This is a genomic window from Pseudomonas boreofloridensis (assembly GCF_030580795.1).
Lineage (GTDB): Bacteria > Pseudomonadota > Gammaproteobacteria > Pseudomonadales > Pseudomonadaceae > Aquipseudomonas > Aquipseudomonas boreofloridensis.
The window spans coordinates 132,054-150,451 of record NZ_JAUQOQ010000003.1 but is presented as its reverse complement, the minus strand read 5'-3'; the positions used below and the strand labels follow the sequence as shown (position 1 = coordinate 150,451).

General features: G+C 62.7%; 20 protein-coding genes and 1 tRNA gene. 10 read left to right on the top strand and 11 right to left on the bottom strand.

All coding sequences use genetic code 11. From position 1 onward, the window contains the following. Window positions 1-13 precede the first annotated feature (13 nt). Window positions 14-1,168 (top strand): MFS transporter, encoded by a 1,155-nt coding sequence (locus Q6A47_RS04895; RefSeq protein WP_304483313.1) that lies wholly within the window; start codon window positions 14-16, stop codon window positions 1,166-1,168. Next, window positions 1,168-1,698: a cupin domain-containing protein gene (locus Q6A47_RS04890; protein ID WP_304483312.1), complete on the top strand. Its 531-nt coding sequence runs from the start codon at window positions 1,168-1,170 to the stop codon at window positions 1,696-1,698. Before Q6A47_RS04895 ends, Q6A47_RS04890 begins: the two co-directional genes overlap by 1 nt. 87 nt (window positions 1,699-1,785) lie before the next feature. Here the strand turns inward: Q6A47_RS04890 and Q6A47_RS04885 are convergent, their stop codons facing one another. Then, window positions 1,786-2,058 (bottom strand): DUF3509 domain-containing protein, encoded by a 273-nt coding sequence (locus tag Q6A47_RS04885; RefSeq protein WP_029613749.1) that lies wholly within the window; start codon window positions 2,056-2,058, stop codon window positions 1,786-1,788. Between the two features lie 272 nt (window positions 2,059-2,330). On the opposite strand from Q6A47_RS04885, the gene Q6A47_RS04880 reads away from it, so the two are divergent. Together Q6A47_RS04880 and Q6A47_RS04875 are read left to right on the top strand one after the other, a co-directional pair. After that, the gene (locus tag Q6A47_RS04880) at window positions 2,331-2,852 is read left to right on the top strand and encodes an ankyrin repeat domain-containing protein (protein ID WP_029613750.1); all 522 of its coding nucleotides are present in this window, start codon (window positions 2,331-2,333) and stop codon (window positions 2,850-2,852) included. Between the two features lie 53 nt (window positions 2,853-2,905). After that, the gene (locus Q6A47_RS04875) at window positions 2,906-3,436 is read left to right on the top strand and encodes a hypothetical protein (protein ID WP_304483309.1); all 531 of its coding nucleotides are present in this window, start codon (window positions 2,906-2,908) and stop codon (window positions 3,434-3,436) included. Between the two features lie 45 nt (window positions 3,437-3,481). Here Q6A47_RS04875 and Q6A47_RS04870 read toward each other — a convergent pair whose 3' ends face one another. Then, window positions 3,482-4,420 carry a ZIP family metal transporter gene (locus tag Q6A47_RS04870; RefSeq protein ID WP_039579168.1) on the bottom strand — a complete coding sequence of 313 codons (939 nt, stop codon included), beginning with the start codon at window positions 4,418-4,420 and terminating at the stop codon, window positions 3,482-3,484. Window positions 4,421-4,548: 128 nt separating this feature from the next. Here Q6A47_RS04870 and Q6A47_RS04865 point away from each other — a divergent pair, with 128 nt between their 5' ends. The 4 genes from Q6A47_RS04865 (at window position 4,549) to Q6A47_RS04850 (ending at window position 7,919) form a co-directional block, all read left to right on the top strand. Then, the gene (locus Q6A47_RS04865; protein ID WP_029613753.1) at window positions 4,549-4,740 is read left to right on the top strand and encodes a PLDc N-terminal domain-containing protein; all 192 of its coding nucleotides are present in this window, start codon (window positions 4,549-4,551) and stop codon (window positions 4,738-4,740) included. Window positions 4,741-4,894: 154 nt separating this feature from the next. Further along, window positions 4,895-6,973: an LTA synthase family protein gene (locus Q6A47_RS04860; RefSeq protein ID WP_039579161.1), complete on the top strand. Its 2,079-nt coding sequence runs from the start codon at window positions 4,895-4,897 to the stop codon at window positions 6,971-6,973. 190 nt (window positions 6,974-7,163) lie between these two features. Further along, window positions 7,164-7,400 carry a hypothetical protein gene (locus Q6A47_RS04855; RefSeq protein ID WP_029613755.1) on the top strand — a complete coding sequence of 79 codons (237 nt, stop codon included), beginning with the start codon at window positions 7,164-7,166 and terminating at the stop codon, window positions 7,398-7,400. A gap of 186 nt (window positions 7,401-7,586) precedes the next feature. Then, window positions 7,587-7,919: a ribonuclease E inhibitor RraB gene (locus tag Q6A47_RS04850; protein WP_029613756.1), complete on the top strand. Its 333-nt coding sequence runs from the start codon at window positions 7,587-7,589 to the stop codon at window positions 7,917-7,919. Window positions 7,920-7,952: 33 nt separating this feature from the next. On the opposite strand, the gene Q6A47_RS04845 is transcribed toward Q6A47_RS04850, so the two are convergent. Beyond that, window positions 7,953-8,753 (bottom strand): cytochrome c, encoded by an 801-nt coding sequence (locus Q6A47_RS04845; RefSeq protein ID WP_304483307.1) that lies wholly within the window; start codon window positions 8,751-8,753, stop codon window positions 7,953-7,955. Between the two features lie 535 nt (window positions 8,754-9,288). Between Q6A47_RS04845 and Q6A47_RS04840 the strand changes: the two genes are divergently transcribed. Then, complete coding sequence (locus tag Q6A47_RS04840; RefSeq protein WP_029613758.1) at window positions 9,289-10,017, top strand: amidotransferase; 729 nt, start codon at window positions 9,289-9,291, stop codon at window positions 10,015-10,017. 61 nt (window positions 10,018-10,078) lie between these two features. On the opposite strand, the gene Q6A47_RS04835 is transcribed toward Q6A47_RS04840, so the two are convergent. The 3 genes from Q6A47_RS04835 to Q6A47_RS04825 all read right to left on the bottom strand — a co-directional run bounded on the left by Q6A47_RS04835 (window position 10,079) and on the right by Q6A47_RS04825 (window position 12,632). Beyond that, window positions 10,079-11,050 carry a magnesium and cobalt transport protein CorA gene (locus Q6A47_RS04835; protein ID WP_039579153.1) on the bottom strand — a complete coding sequence of 324 codons (972 nt, stop codon included), beginning with the start codon at window positions 11,048-11,050 and terminating at the stop codon, window positions 10,079-10,081. A gap of 70 nt (window positions 11,051-11,120) precedes the next feature. Beyond that, complete coding sequence (locus Q6A47_RS04830; protein WP_304483306.1) at window positions 11,121-11,840, bottom strand: lysophospholipid acyltransferase family protein; 720 nt, start codon at window positions 11,838-11,840, stop codon at window positions 11,121-11,123. A gap of 102 nt (window positions 11,841-11,942) precedes the next feature. Next, window positions 11,943-12,632, bottom strand: a complete 690-nt coding sequence (locus Q6A47_RS04825) for a crotonase/enoyl-CoA hydratase family protein (RefSeq protein WP_304483305.1) — start codon at window positions 12,630-12,632, stop codon at window positions 11,943-11,945. Between the two features lie 289 nt (window positions 12,633-12,921). Here Q6A47_RS04825 and Q6A47_RS04820 point away from each other — a divergent pair. Then, window positions 12,922-13,011: transfer RNA gene (locus Q6A47_RS04820), tRNA-Ser, on the top strand. Window positions 13,012-13,067: 56 nt separating this feature from the next. On the opposite strand, the gene Q6A47_RS04815 is transcribed toward Q6A47_RS04820, so the two are convergent. From Q6A47_RS04815 to Q6A47_RS04795, 5 genes are all read right to left on the bottom strand, one after another. After that, window positions 13,068-14,033 (bottom strand): 2-hydroxyacid dehydrogenase, encoded by a 966-nt coding sequence (locus Q6A47_RS04815; RefSeq protein WP_304483304.1) that lies wholly within the window; start codon window positions 14,031-14,033, stop codon window positions 13,068-13,070. Window positions 14,034-14,041: 8 nt separating this feature from the next. Next, complete coding sequence (locus tag Q6A47_RS04810; protein WP_304483303.1) at window positions 14,042-15,334, bottom strand: MFS transporter; 1,293 nt, start codon at window positions 15,332-15,334, stop codon at window positions 14,042-14,044. A gap of 60 nt (window positions 15,335-15,394) precedes the next feature. Then, window positions 15,395-16,345 (bottom strand): sugar kinase, encoded by a 951-nt coding sequence (locus Q6A47_RS04805; protein ID WP_304483302.1) that lies wholly within the window; start codon window positions 16,343-16,345, stop codon window positions 15,395-15,397. Next, window positions 16,338-17,117, bottom strand: coding sequence for a sugar phosphate isomerase/epimerase family protein (locus Q6A47_RS04800; protein ID WP_304483301.1), 780 nt, complete (start codon window positions 17,115-17,117; stop codon window positions 16,338-16,340). Before Q6A47_RS04800 ends, Q6A47_RS04805 begins: the two co-directional genes overlap by 8 nt. Before the next feature lie 83 nt (window positions 17,118-17,200). Beyond that, the gene (locus tag Q6A47_RS04795) at window positions 17,201-18,223 is read right to left on the bottom strand and encodes a LacI family DNA-binding transcriptional regulator (RefSeq protein WP_304483300.1); all 1,023 of its coding nucleotides are present in this window, start codon (window positions 18,221-18,223) and stop codon (window positions 17,201-17,203) included. Window positions 18,224-18,398 lie beyond the last annotated feature (175 nt).

The window sequence follows — 18,398 nt, the reverse complement described above, 5'->3', positions numbered from 1 at the left end:
CCCAGGTCCACCCATGTCTTCCATTCCCTACTGGCGCCTGTCCAGCTTTTACCTCAGCTACTTCGCCCTGTTGGGCGCCACTGCGCCGTTCCTGGCCCTGTACTTCGATCATCTGGGGTTTGCTCCGGCACGCATCGGCGAGCTAGTGGCCATTCCCATGCTCATGCGCTGCGTGGCCCCGAACTTGTGGGGGTGGCTGGGTGATCGCAGCGGTCGCCGGCTGTTGATCGTGCGCCTGGGCGCACTGTGCACGCTGGGTGCGTTTTCGCTGATCTTCTTCGCCAAGAGCTACGCCTGGCTGGCGCTGGTCATGGCCTTGCATGCGTTTTTCTGGCATGCCGTGTTGCCGCAGTTCGAGGTGATCACCCTGGCTCACCTGCATGGCCAGACCTCGCGCTACAGCCAGGTCAGGCTGTGGGGTTCGATCGGCTTCATTCTCGCTGTCGTGGGCCTGGGACGATTGTTCGAGTGGTTGAGCCTGGACATCTATCCGCTGGCGGTGGTGGGCATCATGGCCGGCATCCTCGTCGCCAGCCTTTGGGTACCCAATGCGCAGCCGGCGGAGCATGCAGTGAGACCTGCTGGCGAAGGCTTTCTGGCGCAACTGCGGGCTCCGGGCGTGTTGGCGTTCTATGGGTGCGTGGCACTGATGCAATTCAGTCATGGGCCTTACTACACGTTCCTCACCCTGCATCTGGAGCACTTGGGCTACAGCCGTGGCGCCATCGGCCTGCTGTGGGCGCTGGGGGTGGTGGCCGAGGTGCTGATGTTCCTGTCGATGAGCCGGGTGTTCGCGCGCTCGAGCATACGCGCTGTGCTGCTGGTGAGCTTCCTGCTTGCCACACTGCGCTGGCTGCTATTGGGCAGCCTGGCCGAAGTGCCGGCCGTGCTGATTTTCGCGCAATTGCTGCACGCGGCGACCTTTGGTTGCTTTCATGCCGCGGCCATCGCCTTCGTCCAGTCCAGCTTCGGGGCGCGGCAACAGGGGCAAGGGCAGGCGTTGTACGCTGCGCTTTCCGGAACCGGCGGCGCGTTGGGTGCACTGTTCTCCGGTTATGCCTGGAGCGGCCTGGGCCCGTCATTCACCTTTGGTATGGCCAGCCTCGCGGCGCTGGCCGCAGCCATTATCATTGCCCGCCATTGTCCACCGAGCAGGAGCAGCCCCTGATGAGCATTCTCAGCGTTTTCCAGTGCAGCAGCCCACAGCTGCCGTACAAGGTGCTGACCCACCACGACGACATCGTTGCAACGTTGGCCGAACATGGCGTGCGGTTCGCCCACCAGAGTCTTCCGTGGTCTATCCGGCCAGGTAATGCCCAGCAACAGGTTAGCGACGAGGCGGGTGAGTGGATCGATGGGCTAATGGCTGAGCATGGCGCCACATCATGGACGTTGCTCGATTGTGAGGAAGAATTGCCGGACGCTGGCGGCTGGCGCGAGGAGCACGTTCACAACGCGCTTGAGGTATTTGCCGTGATGGCGGGGCGTGCTCAGGTCAGCCTGCGGATAGGCGATGAGGTGTTCGCAGTATTGTGCGAGAGGGGCGATATTCTGCACGTGCCAGCCGAAATACGGCGCTGGATCGACCTGGGGGACAGGCCGTTCTGCCTGGCGCTGCGCCTCACCGGGAACGGTCAGCCCGCGAAATTCACAGGGGATAACGTGTGCCGCGAACTTCCTGGGATGGCTGAGCTCTAACGCTCCACGCAACGATCGCGGGGTACTCCTGCTCCAGCGCAGTCCCTTCGTGGGAGCAGGAGTGCCTCGCGAACCCGGTGGCCACGCTCAACGGTAGGTTGGCAGGGCGAAGCGTTGTTGGCTTTGCAGCATGGAAATGACGGGCAATTCGCTTGCCTGCTCGGCCAGATCGCGGCGGATGGCGCTGATGGCCCAGGACAGTTGCTCGGCGCTGTGCAGTTGTGCGTAAGAGAGCACGCGGCGGGTCACGGTACCGTCAGCAGCGCGCAGCGTCAGCAGGATGCCACCGTCCGGGCGGGACTTGGTGTCGACCTGGTAAGCGGAAAAGACCGAAACGAATTTTTCCTGGATAAGGTCCATTAGCAACTCCTGATGTGTAAGCGTTGGCAATCGTGGAGTAATGGTTGCAGTCACCGTGCCAGGAATCGGACTTTATTATTTTCCTTTAAAATCAATTACTTATTACTGATTTCCATAAAGCCTTCCATGCATTGTGCATGGTCGTGCAATTTGCACAGTGCATTTTGCAAGGTCATAGCCGCTGTATTTGACGTCGATAGAATCTGAACCTTTGTCCTGCGCCTGAGGCCTGAAGCAGAATCAGGCCATCATTTTTTGCCAGGAGGTTGCAGATGTCCGATTCACAGCCCGTCACCATGACTGAAGATGAAACCGCTGCGTTCGCTGCAGAGGTATTCGAGCGCGCCCGCCAAGGCGATGCGGTGATGATCGAGCGGCTGCTCGAAGGTGGATTGCCTGCCAACTTGCGCAACCACAAGGGTGACACCTTGCTGATGCTGGCCAGCTATCACGGCCACCACGCCACGGTGCAGGTGCTGTTGAACCACGGTGCAGATCCCCTGATCGCCAATGACAATGGTCAGTTGCCTATCGCCGGGGCGGCCTTCAAAGGCGACCTGCCGATGATTCGCCTGTTGGTCGAGCATGGCGTGCCAGTCGATGCCGCCGCCCAGGATGGCCGCACCGCGCTGATGCTGGCGGCCATGTTCAACCGCAGCGAGATTCTCGACTACCTGCTCGCCCAGGGTGCCGATCCGGCTCATCGGGACGCGCGGGGCGCCACGGCCTTGGTGGCCGCGCAAACCATGGGCGCCAGCGACGCTGCCGCTCGGCTCCAGGCCCTGGCCGGCTGAGGGCGCGGCGGGTATCCTTGGCGCCTTTTTGCCCTTCGCCAAGCAGGCCCTCCATGAAAACCCAGTTGCTCGAATTCATCAGCCTCATCGGCGCCGGCTGCATCCCGGAGGCTGACATCGAGCGAATCGCTGACGAAGCCGCCCAGGCCTACGCCGATCCGGCGGCTTTTCTTGCAGCCAATCCCGACATCAATTACGACGACAGCTTCCCGATCCCGCTCGGCGAATGGGTGGTGCTCGGCAGTCTCCCGGATACCGTGGTGTTTCAAGCCGATACCTACCAAGGGCTGTTTCAGGCCATCAGTGACTCCTTCGACAAGAGCGTGCCATTGACCCTCAAGCCCAAGCAGTTGGCGCGCACCGAACCGCTGACAGCGCTCAACCGCATTCAGGTTCAGTTGAGTGCGCTGAACAAGGAGGCGGGCGGCTATGTGCTGCTCGACTTCAGCCAACTGCTCGATGACGAATTGCAGATGGTGATGGTCGGTCAACATGACCTGCCGCGGGTGCTGGAGTTGGGTCAGGCACTGGGTATCAAGGTGGCGCCAGCGCTGGAGGCGCTCAAGGTCGCTGTTCACGTCTGAGGCGCGAGTCAGTGCCTTGAGCGGGTAAGAGGACGTGCCGACGCGTCAGCCCAGGGCCGTGTCGAGAAACATCATCACTGCGAAACCGCCCATCAGACCCAGGGTTGCTGAGGTTTGGTGACCGTTGCGATGGGTTTCGGGGATGACTTCATGGGACACCACGAAGATCATCGCGCCAGCCGCCAGGCCCATGCTGATGGGGTAGGCGAGGGCAAAGCCGGTGGAGATGCCCAGGCCAATCACCGCGCCCAGCGGCTCCATGAGCCCCGAGCCGATGGCCACAAGCGCCGCCTTGAAATTCGACAGCCCCGTGGCGCGCAGTGCCATGGCCACCGCCAGACCCTCCGGGATGTCCTGAATGGCGATGGCGCTGGTCAATGGCAAGCCGATGCTCATGTCGCCATTGGTGAAGCTCACACCGATGGCCATGCCTTCGGGCAAGTTGTGCAGCGTGATCGCCAGTACGAACAGCCATACCCGGCTCACCCGCTCGGCGTCCGGGCCGCAAGGACCAGTGCTTTCGTGCTCATGGGGGGTGAAGCGGTCCAGGCCGAGCATCAGCAGGACCCCCAGGCCCATGCCCAGCACCACCACAGCGGCAGCGGCCGGGCCGTTGCCGGTGATCGCCCGAGCCGCATCCAGCCCGGGCAGAATCAGGGAAAACGAACTGGCGGCGAGCATCATGCCGGCGGCAAAGCCCAGCATCACGTCCTGGCTGCGGGCGCTGACGTCGCGCAGCACCACGGCCAGGATCGCGCCCAGCGCCGTCGCGGCAAAGCCCGATAGACCGCCCAGTGCCGCCAGGTGCAGGTTCTGCGAGTGATCGCCATTGACCGCATTCCACAAGCTGGCCAGCAGCAGCAGGATGATCGCCAACAGGCTCAGCCCCAGTCCGGCGCTCAGCCAGGGCGTGTTCAGCGCCTGCTGGCGCCAGGCATCCAGAAACGAGGAGGGTGAGGAGCCGTGGGTGTGAACTGGGGGCATGCAGACCTCTGCGACGATGAATGGCGGCAGTCTATCCAGTGACCCGTGGCGCGGGCCAAGGATTCCCTTCTATGGGGGTAATAGCCGACTATGCTCAGCCCTATCGACGTCACACTGGGAGTTGCCACATGGGTTCAACCTTCAATGGCCTCGTTGGCCTCATCATTCTGGCCCTGGATATCTGGGCGATCATCAACGTGCTGAAAAGCTCGAGCGAGGTCGGGATCAAGATCCTGTGGATTCTGCTGATTGTGTTGTTGCCGGTCTTGGGACTGATCATCTGGGCGATTGCCGGACCGCGCGGTGACGTGCGGCTGTGACCGTTCGTCGTGACAAAATTTTCACACGGGATTCACCAAACTCCGCGCCGCACGTTTACTGTATGCGTCCCTGCCGGCAATCGACCGGCACGGGCCTGAAAAAGGCGCGCCAGTGCCTTCTCCCACTCCCTGAAACCCTAGGATCCTCCCATTCATGGCCAATTCGGATGCCTTGAAGCCACGGGCCACGTCGGCACCGTTCGCACCGACCGTCAAATCACACCTTGCCTACACCTTGCTCAGCGGTCTGCTGATCATGCTGATGCTCAGCCTGGTGCGCCTGGCGCTGCTGATCTACAACAGCGACCTGATCGGCGATACCCCGGCGGCTACGGTCGCCGAAGGCTTCGTCAACGGCCTGCGCTTCGACCTGCGGGTCGTGGTGTACCTGAGCATTCCGCTGCTGCTGGCGACCCTCAGCCCATGGGCCATGGCACGCCGCGGGCTGTTCCGTTTCTGGCTGACGGTCAGTTCCAGTGTGGTGATGTTCCTCGGCCTGATGGAGCTGGACTTCTACCGTGAGTTCCACCAGCGCCTGAACGGTCTGGTCTTCCAGTACATCCAGGAAGACCCCAAGACCGTCATGAGCATGCTCTGGTACGGCTTCCCGGTGGTGCGCTACCTGTTGGCCTGGCTGTTCGGCACCTGGCTGCTGAGCTTGCTGTTCAAAGGTATCGACCGCCTCACCCGGGGCAGCGGCAGCACGGCGCAGGTGGCCGGAGCGCGTCGCGTGGCACCCTGGTACGGGCGTCTGGCCGTGTTCATGGTACTGCTGCTGGTGGCGGTGGTCGCGGCACGCGGCACGCTGCGTCAAGGCCCGCCGATGCGCTGGGGCGATGCGTTCACCACCGACTCGAACTTCGTCAACCAGTTGGGCCTCAATGGCACCCTGACATTGATCGATGCGGCGAAGAGCCGTTACGGGGAGGACCGCGCCAATATCTGGAAGCCGGTCCTGGACACCCAGGTGGCCCAGCAGACCGTGCGCAACATGCTGCTGACGCCCAACGACACGCTGGTCGATGCCGACCAGGCGGCCGTGCGCCGCGACTTCCGGCCGCCGGCCGAGAACACCTTGCCGATCAAGAACGTGGTCGTGATCCTGATGGAGAGCTTCGCCGGCCACTCCGTCGGCGCGCTGGGCAGTCCGAACAACATCACACCGTATTTCGACAAGCTGGCCAAGGAGGGGTTGTTGTTCGACCGCTTCTTCTCCAATGGCACCCACACCCATCAAGGCATGTTCGCCACGATGGCGTGCTTCCCCAACCTGCCGGGCTTCGAGTACCTGATGCAGACGCCTGAGGGCGGGCACAAGCTGTCCGGTCTGCCGGCGCTGCTCAGTGCCCGCGACTATGACGATGTCTACGTCTACAACGGCGATTTCGCCTGGGACAACCAGTCCGGTTTCTTCGGCAACCAGGGCATGACCACCTTCATCGGCCGCAACGACTTCGTCAACCCGGTGTTCTCCGACCCGACGTGGGGTGTGTCCGACCAGGACATGTTCGATCGCGCCAATCAGGAGTTGTCGCACAATTACGGCAAGAAGCCTTTCTACGCCCTGCTACAGACGCTTTCCAACCACACTCCGTATGCCTTGCCGGCAGACCTGCCGGTGGAAAAGGTCACTGGCCAGGGACGTCTGGACGAGCACCTGACTGCCATGCGCTACTCCGACTGGGCACTTGGCCAGTTCTTCGAGAAGGCGCGCAAGGAGCCGTACTTCAAGGACACTCTGTTCGTGATCGTCGGCGACCACGGTTTCGGCAACAACCAGCAGATCACCGAGTTCGACCTGGGTCGTTTCAACGTGCCGTTGCTGTTGATCGCGCCGGGTATCCAGGAGAAGTTCGGTGCGGTCAGCCACACGGTCGGCACCCAGGTCGACATCGTGCCGACGATCATGGGTCGCCTGGGTGGCGAAACCCGCCACCAGTGCTGGGGGCGTGATTTGCTGAACTTGCCTGCTGGCGACCAGGGTGTAGGCATGATCAAGCCTTCGGGCAGCGAGCAGGTGGTCGGTCTGGTGCAGGGCGATCGCTTGCTCATCGAGTCCAAGGACATGTCCCCGCGCATGTATCGCTACCAACTGGGTCGCGAATTCAAGGCCGAGCTGATCGAAAGCCCGGACCAGCCGGAGATGCTCCAGAAGCTCGAAGCCTTCATCCAGACGGCCACCAAGAGCCTGCTGGACAACACGGCTGGCGTGGTTCACGGCAAGCCGCAGTAATTGCCAGCGGTATGATCGAGCCCGCCGTCTATCGGCGGGCTTTTCATATGCCACCCAGGCTCATAGGGGGCGTAGTGGATCCTGAAAAAATCTTCATGCCACAGCGCCAGCCTTTCTGAACAACGCCCTAGCCCCATGGTCAGCTATTAACAGACGTCACCCACGTTGTGCTTCGAGCGAGGATCTATCAATGAAAGAATGGGAAGTCATCTTTCTCGACCAGAAAGGTGTGAAGCAGAGTTTGCGTTTTGCCAGCGAGCGCGAGCCTAGCTTCGAGGCTGCGGCGCACGAGATTCTTTCAAAATGGTTCCCTGTGACGAAGCGGCTCGACCTCAATGATTTCGAGGACCGTAATCCCACCCCAACGCTCGAGCTGCTCAAGGAACAGCATGGGGTGACCATTCACACGATTCTCGAAGCGTCCTGATCACAACGCCCTGGCTGGGCACCGCACGACGTACTACTCTGCACACAGGCGCCGGTTCACTTCGAGTCGGTGCCTATCACCTCCACCGCTGCATCAGCTCGAACTGCCAGTCACCTAACCTGCGCGCCCGCGCGGGCGCGTCAATGCACGGAAAGTCTATCCCTTGGTTTTTCAGGAGGACGATTCATGAGCAGCCAGAACGATGACATCAGCAGCAGCGTACTCCGCCAGATGAAGGCGGGCGGGTTCGACTTCACCCAGATCCATCCCATCGAGTTCTATGCCACCTTCCCGGACGAGGACGGTGCGCGTCAGGCTGCCGGACAGTTTCGCGGGGAGTCGATCAATGCCCAGGTGCATGAGCGTGACGATGGAGCCTGGCACCTGGAACTGAGCAAAGTAATGTTCGCCACCCATCGTGGTATCGGGGCGTTCGAGCAAGCCTTCGAGGCGGTGATTTCGCCCTTGGGCGGCGAAGTCGAGGGCTGGGGCGTTCGGCAGGAACGCTGTGTAGCCTGAACCGGCGGGGCCATGGATCGGCCCCCTCATCGCTCAGCGTCGACGTCCGGCCATATGCGCCAGATAGCCGATCAGCGCGTCCAGTTCCTGATCACTCCATACCGTCTCCGGGAATCCAGGCATGCGCGCCTGCGGCCAGTGCCTGAGGCTCTGTGGGTCACGCAAGTACTGGCGCAGATAGCCGGGCTGGAAATATTCAGTGGGGTTGTGCGGCACATTGAGGTCCGGTCCGAACTGCGCGTCGCCTGCGCCGTTGAGGCGGTGGCAGACCAGGCAGTTTTGCTGAAACAGCGCAAAACCCTGCCGCACAGGGTCTTCGGCCGACAGTTCAGCCGCAGGCAGCAGGGCAGGGAAGCGCTCGGAGACGGGCGCCAGCCGACGGATGCTGGCTATCTGATAGGGCCATTGTTCAGGGCGAATGGCGCTGGCAGCTGGATCAGTCCACACCAGATAGAAGGGACCTGCACTGGACTTGCCTGGTTTCAGGCCGGGCCATGGTTGATGCGGGTCTTCCACTGCCACCCAGGCCCGCGCCGGGCCGGATTGCAGTAAAGGGCCAGCCGGCATTTCCGCGGCGAATCCATCCAGCGCTACGGCCTGCAGATGATCGTCTTTGTCGACGCCCTCGAGCAGGCTTGCCAAGGGTACGGCACGGTAGTGCATCGCTCGCTTGTAGGCCACATCCTCTGGAATGTCGATCGCTCGAGCTTGCGGGTGCTTCAACAATTGCTCGGTCTGCCACTCACGCTGACCATGCCCCAGGTCCAGTGTCAGTTGCGCGGCCGCCAACGGCGCGCTGATCAGCAAAAGGAACAAGCCCAGACAGTGGCGCACGACGTTTCTCCAACCCATGAGGGTTGGCAGGTTACCGTTGCCCGGCCTGATGGCGCCAGCCTTGCATCAACCGAACAGACGCGTCAGGTTGGGAAGGATCAGCAGCAAGGTGGTGGCGAAAAGTATGAGTCCCGCTTGGCGTACTTTCGAGTGTCTGAACATGGCGGACCGCCTTCTTGTTGTTATTCCTGAATAACCCTTGGCTTCCTTGTCGCGCGTCGGGTCGATCACGATGGCGTGCACAACGCCATTTCTGCTTGCCTGTTGCTGCCCTGATACACGTGTCTACACCCAAAAGTAGGGCGATTGTCACCCGTGTTTCAGAACCCTTTGTTCTAACGTAAGACGTCTGCATTCCCTGACATTATGAGGCCATTGGCCAGATCGCTGTCATGCTTGGACTAGACGCCTTCAAGTGAGCCCTCGAGAGAACGTTGCTTCCCTACCGTTCGTCAGTGCACACCTCTTGCTTGTACGTGGCTTTCGCGGCAGTCTCTAGCGTTGATTTCTACCCTTGTCGTTCAGGACTATCCCTATGTCGTTACGCATCTGCATCCTTGAAACCGATGTCCTGCGACCGGAGTTGACGGCGCAGTACCAGGGCTATGGAAGGATGTTCGAGCAGCTGTTCTCGCGTCAGCCGATCGCAGCGCAATTCTGCGTCTACAACGTGATGAACGGTGAATACCCTCCGGAAGGCGAAACCTTCGACGCCTATCTTGTGACCGGCAGCAAGGCCGACTCGTTCGGTTCCGATGCCTGGATTCAAACGCTCAAGGCCTACCTGCTGAAACTCTACGAGCGCGGTGAAAAGTTACTGGGCGTCTGTTTCGGCCATCAGCTGCTGGCGCTGGTGCTCGGAGGGAAGGCCGAGCGTGCCGATCGCGGCTGGGGGCTGGGCATCCACCGCTACCGTCTGGCCGCCCATGCGCCGTGGATGGATCCGCAGGTCAGTGAACTCACCCTGTTGATCAGCCACCAGGACCAGGTGACGCAACTGCCCGAAGGCGCAACGCTGATCGCCTCAAGCGATTTCTGCCCCAATGCCGCTTACCACGTGGGTGACCAGGTCCTGTGCTTCCAGGGCCATCCGGAATTCGTCCACGACTACTCGCGTGCATTGCTCGATGCCCGTCAGGATCGCTTGGGCGATGAAGTCTACAACCAGGCCGTAGCGAGCCTGAGCACCGACCATCAAGGTGATCTGGTGGGCGAGTGGATGCTGCGCTTCATCCAGCATCCCCGCAAGCAAAGCGCGGCCTGACTTCAGACGAAAAAGCTCACCGAAGCCAGCGCCCGCATTGGGCGCTGCGCTTCGCGGGCGGTCACAACCAGCCTGAGCGCTTGAAGCTGGCGAACAGCCCGGTGCAGCCGGCCGCGATCACGCCCAGGACCAGGAAATAACCGTAGTGCCAGCCCAACTCCGGCATGTTCTGGAAGTTCATCCCATAGATACCGGCAATGGCCGTAGGGAAGGCGAGAATCGCCGCCCAGGCAGCGAACTTGCGCTGCACGATGCTCTGTCGTGAGGACTCCAGCAGCATGCCGATCTCGATGGTCTGGCTGGCGATGTCGCGGATGCCGACCAGGTCTTCCATCTGTCGGGTGACGTGAATCTGTACGTCCCGAAAGTACGGGCGCATGTTCTTGTCGATGAAGGGAAAGCTCAGGCGCTGCAGCTCTTCGCCAATTTCCACCATCGGTGCCACGTAACGTCGCATGCGCAGGATGTCACGGCGCAGACTGTGCAGGCGGCGGATGTCCTGTTCCTGCAGCGAGCCACTGAGCACGCTCTGCTCCAGTGCCTCGATCTCGCTGTGGATCGCCTCGCTGACCGGCTGGTAGTTCTCGGTGACGAAGTCGAGCAGGGCGTACAGCACGAAGTCCTCGCCATGTTCGAGCAGCAAGGGCCGCGCTTCGCAGCGCTGGCGGACCAGGGCATAGGATTTGGAGTGACCATTGCGGCAGGTGATGACATAACCCTTGCCGGCGAAGATGTGGGTCTCGATGAATTCCAGGCGACCTTCATGGCGCACCGGCGAATACGTGACGATGAACAACGCGTCGCCGAAGGTCTCCAGCTTCGGGCGGCTGTGCTTTTCCAGTGCGTCCTCGATGGCCAGTTCATGCAGGCCGAACTGGCGCTGCAGGTTGGCCAGTTCCTGGGCACTGGGTTCCTCCAGGCCGATCCAGACGAAATGACCGGGTTTGTTCGCCCATTCGCTGCCTTCGTCGAGGCTGATGTTGGTGACCTTTCTGCCGGCGCTGTACACCGCCGCTGCAACGACTCGACCCATGGCTGCCTGCTTGTTCGGTTGATTGTTGCGACAGCTTGGGCTGAGTCGCGGCGAACGGCAAGCAGCGCGCTCAGCGCGTGGGCAGTTCCTGCTCCATGTGATCGATGCACTGCTGCATCTGCGTGCGGCACTGTTCCATCAGGGCGGGCAAGTCCTGTTGGCTGAGCCCTCGCGTGGCAATTGGCGGCAGCGAGCGGACGATCACCGTACGTCGTCGCCAACTGTTCAGGTTCAGGCGCTGCGTGTAGCGGCTGACGCACACGGGCACGATGGGCACGCCGGCTTCCAAGGCCATGTGAAAGGCGCCTTTCTTGAACGCCAACAGCTGTTCGGACGGGTTGCGCGTGCCTTCGGGGAAAATCCAGATCGAGGTGCCGTCGCACAGGATACCCGTCGTGGTCTGCAGCGCCTTACGCGCCTGGTAGGCATTCTTTCGATCCACCAGCACGTTGCCGCCGAGCCAGAACAACTGGCCGAACAAGGGAATCCAACCCAGGGTCTTCTTGCCGATGGCCACGGTGCGTCGCGGCACCACTTGCCCGAGGATGAACAGGTCGTAGTTGGATTGATGGTTGGCGACGATGACGCAGCCGGGCGGTTGATCCCACAAGGGCCCGACTTCGGCCTTGACCTGGATACGCATGAACCAAGCGGCCGGCACACTGTAGAGGCGGGCAAAGAGGCGGCTGTTATCCGGGTTGAAGGGGCGGCACAGGCCGATGAGCAGACCCACGGCGCCGACCAGTAGGAAGTGCAGGCCCAGCACAAGCATGCGAAGCAGATAGAGCATGATACGACTCACACCAGACAGTCGCGGTGCAGTGTACGACCGTGCACTGGCTGGGGCAAACACCGGCAGCGCTGACCACCGGTGAGCCTGGGCCCAGGCGTGTCAGCCCATGTGATGCTGGTCGGCTTGGATCGCCTCGTCCAATTTCGCCAGCAACGCCTTGCGCACCTTCAGCTTGGTGTTCTTGTGGGCCAGCATATTGAGCTTCTTCAGTTCGTGTGCTGCCGCGAGCGCTGCCTGCTGGAGCTGTTCGGCCGGCACCACCTTGTCGAGGAAGCCGGCGACCACGGCGGCGTGCGGATCGAACACTTCGGCGTTGTTCACCGAGCGCTGGAAGCTCGAGCGGGTCAGGCGGTCGCGCGCCAGCTCGATGCCAGCGTGATGCATGGTCATGCCGATCTGCACTTCGTTCAGGCAAATCTTGAACGGGCCTTCGACGCCAATCCGGTAGTCGGCCGAGAGCAGCAGGAACGCGCCTTTGGCCACGGCATTGCCGGGGCAGGCGACGATCACCGGGAAGGGGTGCGAGAGCAGGCGGCGGGACAGGGTGGAGCCAGCGGTGACCAGACCGATGGCCTCCTTGGGACCCGCCGTCATGACCTTCAGGTCGTATCCACCCGAGAGAATGCCGGGTTGGCCGGTGACGATCACCACCGCGCGCTCCTCGGCAGCGCGGTCCAGGGCCGCATTGAAGGCCGTGATCAGGTCCGGCGAGATCGCATTGACCTTGCCATTGTTCAGCGTCAAGGTGGCGATGCCGTCTTCGGCATGGTAGGTAATCAGCTCGCTCATGACAGAGTCCTTTGGGTGGCGTGGCCACGACGTTACCCAGCGCTGCCGGCCAGGTAAAGCGCCTTGGCTGACTGCCTGGTCAGCCGACGCGGCGCAGGCCGCGTGTCGTCGGGTCCGATTGAAAGGCAGTGAAAAAAGCACGGGTCAGATTGGCCGTATTGCCCTGGCCCCGAGCGCTTGCCGGACGAAAGCCTTAAGCGCATGAAAATTCTGAAAAAAATGCTTGCCAAAGAAAAGCGCTTCTACTAAATTAGCGCGCCTCGACAGGCTGAATGGCTTGAAGAGATCCGGTGAAGTGTCCGAGTGGTCGAAGGAGCACGCCTGGAAAGTGTGTATACGAGAAATCGTATCAAGGGTTCAAATCCCTTCTTCACCGCCACTTTCATGCAACCCCAGCACATCGACGATGTGCTGGGGTTTTGCATTTCTGGACCCTCAGAACGGGTTTACCCAATGCCTCGGCCGCTCTCCGGCCAATCCCTCCAGCAGATTCTCCACCGCGCAGCGGGCCATGGCTTCACGAGTCTCGTGGGTCGCCGAGCCGATGTGCGGAGTCGCCACCACGTTGGCCAACTGCAGCAGCGGCGAGTCGGCCGGCAGCGGTTCCTGCTCGAAGACATCCAGTCCCGCGCCGCGCAGGCGTCCGCTGCGCAGGGCCTCGATCAGCGCCGCTTCATCGACCACGCGACCGCGGGCGATGTTCACCAGGATCGCCTCCGGCTTCATCAGCGCCAGTTCCCGGGCGCCGATGAGGCCTTCGGTGCTGGCGCTCAACGGCACGGTCAGGCAGACGAAATCCGCTTCGCCCAGCAAGGCCTCGAGGCTGCGAAAGCGCGCGCCGTGGCGGGCCTCGGCGTCGGGCTTGCGTTGGTTGCTGTGGTACAGCACGCGCATGCCGAAGCCGGCAGCGGCGCGTCGCGCCAGGGCGTCGCCGATGCGGCCCATGCCGATGATGCCGAGGGTCTTGCCTTGCACATCGGTGCCAAAATGCGCAGGTCCCAGGCTCTTGTGCCAGTGGCCATCGCGCACCCAGTTGGCCAGCTCCACCACCCGCCGCGCACTGGCGAGAATCAGCGCGAAACCCGTGTCGGCGGTGGTTTCGGTGAGCACGTCCGGGGTGTGGGTGAGCATTACCCGGCGTCGAGTCAGGTCCGCGACATCGTAGTTGTCCACGCCCACCGAGATGCTCGATACCACTTGCAGATTCGGCGCGAGGTCCAGCAGCGCGCTGCCCAACGGCAGGCTGGCACCGAGCAGGCCGTGGGCGTCGGGCAGGGCATCGCGCAGACGTGCCAGCCCGTCGGAGGCGTTGAGGTCCACTTGAGTGACGTCCACCTGCTGCTGTAGACGCTCGAGCAGCGGCTGGGACAGCGTCTTGTACACAACGACACGTTTGTTCATGTCAGCTCCTAATGACTGGCCGCCAGTTGCGCTGGACCTTGATCGTTGCAGTCGGCGCGGTGCGGGGGTTTGAGAAAGGCGGTCAGCGCTACGGCGAGCAGTAGCGCTGCCGCCATGAACAAGTACGAACTGCCGGGTCCGCCGGTGATGCCGTTGAGGTAGCCCACCAACCACGAGCCACCGAACGAGCCCAGCGCGCCCATGCTGTTGATCAGGGCCATGGCGCCACCGGCGACGTTGCTTGGCAGGATCTCCGGCACGATGGCGAAAAACGGCCCATAGGGCGCATACATGCACGCGCCTGCGACGACCAGCAGCGTGTACGACAGCCAGAAGTGTTCACTGCCCAGCGCATAGGAGCCGTAGAACGCCACCGCTGCGATCAGCAGCGGCGGCCAGACGAAGCGCTTGCGCACTTGCAGGCGATCCGAGGTCCAGGACACGCCGACCATCGCCAGCACGGCCGCCAGGTAGGGCACCGAAGCGAGCCAGCCGGCTTCGACGATGTCCACCTGGGCGGCCTGCTTGAGGATCGACGGCAGCCACAGCACGAAGCCGTACACCCCGATGCTCCAGCAGAAATACTGCAGCGACAGGATCATCACCTGCGGCGAACGGAAGGCCTCACGGTAGTTCTTCACCGGTTTCAGCCCCTGCTGTTCATCGGCCAACGCCTGCGCCAGTCGGGCTTTATCCGCCTCGCTCAGCCAGCTCGCCTGCGCCGGCCGGTCATCCACCAGGCGCCACCAGATGAATGCCCAGATCACCGCCGGCAAGCCTTCGATGATGAACATCCAGCGCCAGTCCAGGTGCTTGATCAGGTAACCGGATACCACCGACATCCAGAGGATGGTCACCGGATTGCCGAGCATCAGGAAGGTATTGGCCCGTGAGCGCTCGGCGCGCGTGAACCAGTGGCACAGGTACACCAGCATCGCTGGCATCACCACGGCCTCTACCACGCCGAGCAGGAAGCGGATGGCGATCAGCAGGTAGACGTTGCTGACCATCCCGGTCAGGGTCGCCAGGCCGCCCCAGAGGATCAGGCTGACGAAGATCAGCTTCTTGACGCTGCCTTTCTGGGCGTAGAGCGCACCGGGCACCTGGAAGAAGAAGTAGCCCAGGAAGAACAGCGCTCCCAGCAGCGAGGACAGGGCCGGGGTGATGTGCAGGTCGTCGGCCATGCCCGAGGCGGCGGCGAAGCCGTAGTTGGCGCGGTCCAGGTAGGCCAGGCTGTAAGTGATGAAGACGATGGGAATCAGGTACCACCAGCGCCGAGGCGCGAGACTGTTCGAGTGCATGAAAAAACTCCTGAGCGAATTGTTGTTGTCTCAGCAGGGCCGGCGCACCGGCGATGTTCATCAGGCGCTGGCGCGCAACTCGTAGGCGGCCAGTTCTTCGCGCCGCGGCAGGCCCTCCATGTCGCCCAGGCTTTGTACGGCGCGGCTGCCACACCAGTTGCCACGGGCCACCGCCAGTGCCAATGGCAGGCCGTCCAGCAGGGCACTGATCACGCCGACGGCGAAGGCATCGCCGGCACCGACGGTATCGATCACCTTGGCTACCGGCACCGGGGCGACCAGGCCCTGGCTGGCGGCGTCGCGGTAATAGGCCCCGGCGGCACCGAGCTTGATCGCGACGCGCTGGACACCCTGGTCGAGGTAGAACGCGGCAATGTCGGCTGGCGTGCTCCAGCCGGTCAGTACGCGACCTTCCTCCAGGCCCGGCAGCACCCAATGCGCTTTGATCGCCAGGGCGTTGATCTCGCGCACCATGGTCTGGCGGTCCGGCCACAGGGACGGGCGCAGGTTGGGATCGAAGGAAATGCTCGCGCCCGCCGCCCGCATGCACTCGATCAAGCGATGTGACAGCTGCCGACATGGGGCGGACAGGGCAGGAACGATGCCGGTGGCGTGCAGATGGCGCGCCTGCGTCGAGGCGACGTCCAGATCGTCGACCGATAACCTGCTCGCCGCCGAACCCGCGCGGAAGTACTCGACCGCCGGGTCGCTGCCGTCATCACAACGGGCCTTGAGCTGAAAACCGGTGGGATGACGCGGATCGACCGCCACCTGGCTGCAATCCAGGCCCTCGCGGCGCAGGCTGGCGAGGACGAAGCGGCCCAGCGCATCGTCGCCCACGCGGCTCAGCCAGCGCACCCGCAGACCTAGCCGTGCCAGACCGATCGCGACATTGCTGTCGGCGCCGGCGATACGCCGGCTGAAGGTCTCCACCTGGTCAAGGTCGCCCGGTTGCTGGGCCACGAACATGGCCATGGTTTCGCCGAAACACAGCACGTCATGCTCAGGCATGGCTCACCTCCGGGTGAGTGCCGAGCCGGGCCAGTGCGCAGGCGTGCAGATGGGTCACGGCGGTGAGGTCGGCACCGACCAAGGGATACTCCACGGCCCGGGGCACCCCTGGCGGGAAACAGGCGAACAAGCGCTGCCAGTTCGCCAGCTCGCTCGGCTCCGGCGGTACGGCGACCAAGCGGCCATCGGGGTTGCGCGCCACCGCCTTGCAGTGCACGTAGCGCACCCAGCCCCCCAGATGACGCGCCGCGTGTGCAGGCGATTCGCCTTGCCAGTGCCAGTTGCCGATGTCGAATGTCATGCCCACCGGCAGTGCGGCCTGTTGTGCGCGTTGGAAGAAGCTCAGCAGCGCCTCGAGCCGACCGCCGTACGCGGTCTGGTCGTTCTCGACCAGCAACAGCGGATCGCCGGGCTTGAGCCAGGGCCCGAGGTCGGCCAGGTCGCATTCGGCGCGGAAATGACCGAGCGATACCTTCAGCGCGACCGCGCCCAGCGCCCGGGCTGTGGCCAGTGCCTGTGGCAACTGCGGGTCCGGCCGGCCTTGCCGCGTCCACAGCTCCAGGGGCGCTGAATACAGGCATTCCAGACCGCGGCTGGTGATCGCTGCCTTGAGCCGGGCGGTATCAGGCGGCTCGGTGAACAACTCTTCGCGCAGTTCGACGCGGTCGACCCCGGCATTGGCCAGCACGTCGAGAAAAGCGACCTGGCCACGCTCGCGGACCTGGTCGGCGCCGTAGCTGGAGAGGCTGATGGAAACAGGATTGGGCTGCATTGTTATTGTCCTCGTCTGCTTCGAATGAAACCGGTTTCATTTTGAGTCGCAGCGGTGTGCTGCGCGGTGTCGTCGCAACCTTGTTACGTGGGGAGGGGTGTGGAACCGCGCACGATCAACTGCGCTTTGAAATCCAGACGCCGAGGCTGGGCTTCACTGCCGCGCAGGCGTTCGAGCAGGCACTCGAACGCGGCAGCGCCGATGCGTTCGGTGGGCTGGGCCAAGGCAGTGATGCCGGGACCGACCAGCGAGCACCAGTCCAGTTCGTCGATGGCGATCAGGCCCAAGTCATCGCCCAGCCCCCGTCCCGCAACCTGCAGGGCGCGGGTCACAGCCAGCGTAGCGACACCATTGAAGGTGAGCAGGGCCTGGGGACCGTGATCGTCGTTGGCCAGACATTGCTCGAGTGTCTGCGGCAAATGGGCATCGAGGCTCAGCACCCGCCCGCGCACGCTGGCCCGTCGTTGCACGGAGGCGGTAAAGGCCTGCACACGCTCATGACGCGAACTGGTGCCGTCCAGCGGCTCGCCAATGGCAATGATGTCGCGGTAGCCCTGGGTCTGGAGGTGGTCCAGGGCCTGCTCGACGGCATCGGTGTTGTCCAGCCCGACCAGGTCGACCTGCAGATCCGCCAGTTGGCGATCCACCAGCACCATGGGCAGGCGACGGTGCAGGTCGAGCAATTCGCCGGGCTGATGACCGAGGGTATTCACGATCAGGCCTTCGACGTTGTACGACTGCAGCGCTTGCAGGTGGTGACGTTCCTGCTCATCGTCACGGTTGGTGTTGCACAACACCAGGCTGTAGCCGTGCTGGCGGCAGGCCGTTTCCACGCCATGGATCACCGCGACGGAATAGGGGTTGAGAATGTCCGCGACCAGCATGCCGATCAGCCGCGTCTGTCCGCGCTTCAGGCCACGGGCCATCTGGTTGGGGCGGTAGCCCAACTGCTGGATCACGGCTTCCAGGCGTTGGGCAGTGGCTTCGGCCAGCAACTGGCGGTCGCCGCCGATGTAGCGCGACACGGTGGCTTTGGACACACCGGCGGCTTTCGCCACTTCGCTGATGGTGACCCGGGGCCGGGTCAATGAAGATTGTGTGGTCATTGCGAGCCTTATTGGCGTTGTAATGGGCGAATGAAACCGGTTTCAATACAGCAAATGTTCAGACATCCGTCAATCTACCGTTGGTCAGGCAGCCATGCCGGCGCGTGGTTACCTGCCGTTGCGACAGGTGATCGACCGGTCGAAGATGCATCAATCTGCCAGACTGTCTTTTGAA